We start from the raw sequence: 458 nt of genomic DNA on the forward strand, positions 1-458 counted from the left end.
ACGTTCGTTCTGTTCCTGCTTATCTGTATTGGTCTGTATTTGCTCGCACTCAACAGCTACTGCGATCAGGGCGGAAACTTTGATCTGGGCGTCTGTGCGGTCACTTCTTTTATTCCTTTCTGACATTGACTGTCAGACCGCCGGCTCTGGCGGTTCAGTACCGTTAAGAAAACCCTGTTTTTTCGTGAATGGCTTCCCTGGCCTGCCGGGGGTGGTAAGATGAACGCTCTGAACATTCAGGGGTAGGGTAGTCAATGTTTGATTTCGCAATGGGCCAAAACAGCCTGGCTTCATTGGTGCTGTGTGCACTCTCAGCGCTGTTATTTCTTCTGGTGTGGTTTTTCGTCAGCCGCGCCAGTGTCAGGGCAAATGAGCAAATTGCACTTTTACACGAGATTGCTGAGCAGCAACGCCAGCAAACCGAGTTGCTCAAGGTGCTGGCTGCACAGGCAAGGGGC

The 458-nt window shown here is 51.5% G+C and carries 2 protein-coding genes; both read left to right on the plus strand.

Annotated features, from left to right (window positions below; all coding sequences use genetic code 11):
• Positions 1-9: 9 nt before the first annotated feature.
• Complete coding sequence (gene mgrB / locus EYY67_RS24350; protein ID WP_131694616.1) at positions 10-123, plus strand: PhoP/PhoQ regulatory lipoprotein MgrB; 114 nt, start codon at positions 10-12, stop codon at positions 121-123.
• Between the two features lie 131 nt (positions 124-254).
• The coding region (locus tag EYY67_RS24355) for a YebO family protein (RefSeq protein ID WP_131694615.1) at positions 255-458 on the plus strand (204 nt) is incomplete at its 3' end.

The sequence above is a fragment of the Rahnella victoriana genome, assembly GCF_004330295.1.
In the GTDB taxonomy this organism is placed as follows: Bacteria; Pseudomonadota; Gammaproteobacteria; order Enterobacterales; family Enterobacteriaceae; genus Rahnella; species Rahnella victoriana.